The sequence below is a fragment of the Candidatus Cloacimonadota bacterium genome, from assembly GCA_011372345.1.
In the GTDB taxonomy this organism is placed as follows: domain Bacteria; phylum Cloacimonadota; class Cloacimonadia; order Cloacimonadales; family TCS61; genus DRTC01.
In genome coordinates this window covers 1-1,746 of sequence record DRTC01000323.1, presented here as the reverse complement: position 1 = coordinate 1,746, position 1,746 = coordinate 1, and the positions used below count along the sequence as shown (strand labels likewise).

Genomic DNA, 1,746 nt, shown 5'->3' with positions numbered 1-1,746 from the left:
GAGCAGCCATTGAGATACATTTTGATAAATTCCGACAGCGAGAATGAAAAAGTATTCTCCACATTAAGTTGGGCTGGCTATTTAGAAAACTGGGATGGTCCGAAAGATGGAGAAAAACCATCTGCTTATATTGTGGTTCTATCCGAACATTCCGGCAAATATGTGATGAGTGATGCTGGAATTGCCTGTCAGTCAATTCTTTTGGGAGCAGCTGAAAAAGGACTGGGCGGATGTATGTTTGGTTCCGTTCAGCGATACAATTTGAGAGAATTGATAAGTATTCCTGAAAAATATGAAATTCTGCTGGTTATTGCCCTGGGGAAACCGAAGGAGAAGGTTGTTCTGGAAGATTCAGAAAATGGAAATATCCGTTATTATCGTGATGAAAAGCAGGTTCATCATGTTCCGAAAAGAAAATTGGAGGATGTGATAATAAACTTGCCAAATTTTTGAAATTTGGCAAGTTTTCAAGCAAGATTCGACTTGCAACGACCGCAGGGAGTATCCTTATTTATCGAAAAAATTTGCGACCAGAGATAATAATTCTCATTATGATATCGCTAAACTTTCCGAATCTTATTTTAAAAGAATATCTTTGGGGGAAGCTTCGGAAAGTGTTGGCTGGAAGAGATTATCTTAAACTTGCCAAATTTTTGAAATTTAGCAGGTTTTGAAATAAAAACAAGGAGAAAAAAAATGCAAAAACTATTTTTAATTCTAATTTTTATCGTTTCTATTTCAACGATATTATCCGCTCAAATCGTAAACGGTGACACACTCACCGTCGATGGCAAGAAAATCCTCAAAGTCTGGGGAACGCACCAGGAAAGAGGATATGCTTATGGATATCTGATGGGAAGCGAGATCAAGGAAATCGCGGAAGACTATATCATCGGTTATGTTTTCGGGAACAATTCGTTTTTATATGAGAATTTCCGGTCATATATTTTGGAACATTTTGAGATCGAAGAAAAATATCATACGGAAACGGAAGCAATGGTTTCAGGAATCGTAGAATCGGGAGTCGATATTTACAGTTCAGTTTTAGGTCGAGAGCTTGATGCTTTCGATATTTTATGTGCAAATTGCATCGTTGATATGTCCGGGATGAATATGTATGCACCGAATATCTCTTTTGGCTGTTCCAGTCTTTCCAGTTGGGGAGAAAGCACACTCGTAGATCCGAACTTGTTCGGATCACTTGTTATAACAAGAAATATGGATTGGACTCCTAACGAAACTTTACTGTATAATCATCTTCTGCTCGTAAATTTTCCTTCTGAAGAGGATGAAGTTCCCTGGCTTTCCTTCACTTTTCCGGGAATGATCGGAGCACTTTCTGCGATCAATCAAAATGGCATTGCTGCTTTTATGAATATGGGAAATATGGACACTGCAAATTACGAAGAAAACCTGCATCCGATCTTTCTATCGATCCGTAATGGGATCGAGATGAACGATTATGATAATAATTCCATAAACGACCAATTTGATGTTTACCAGGCTGTCGAAGATGCTCTCCATTTGAGCGGTTCGATCATTCATTGTGTAAATGAGGAATCCGGGATTGTGGTCGAATGCAACAATATTATGGGAACAGTTTATCGAGACGAAGATGATAACACCATAATCCCTCTGAATAATCTGGCAGCAACCAATCATTTCCGTGAACTTTATTCACCTGTTTATTGCTATAGATATGTAAATATTTCCGATTCTTTAAATGCGAATCCTAATATTTCTGTG

At 38.0% G+C, this 1,746-nt stretch carries 2 protein-coding genes; both read left to right on the top strand.

Translation table 11 applies throughout. From position 1 onward, the window contains the following. Nucleotides 1-453: nitroreductase family protein (locus tag ENL20_06285; protein HHE38162.1), on the top strand; the 453-nt coding region annotated here is incomplete at its 5' end. Nucleotides 454-696: 243 nt separating this feature from the next. After that, nucleotides 697-1,746 (top strand): hypothetical protein (locus ENL20_06280; GenBank protein HHE38161.1); only part of this gene is annotated, 1,050 nt, incomplete at its 3' end.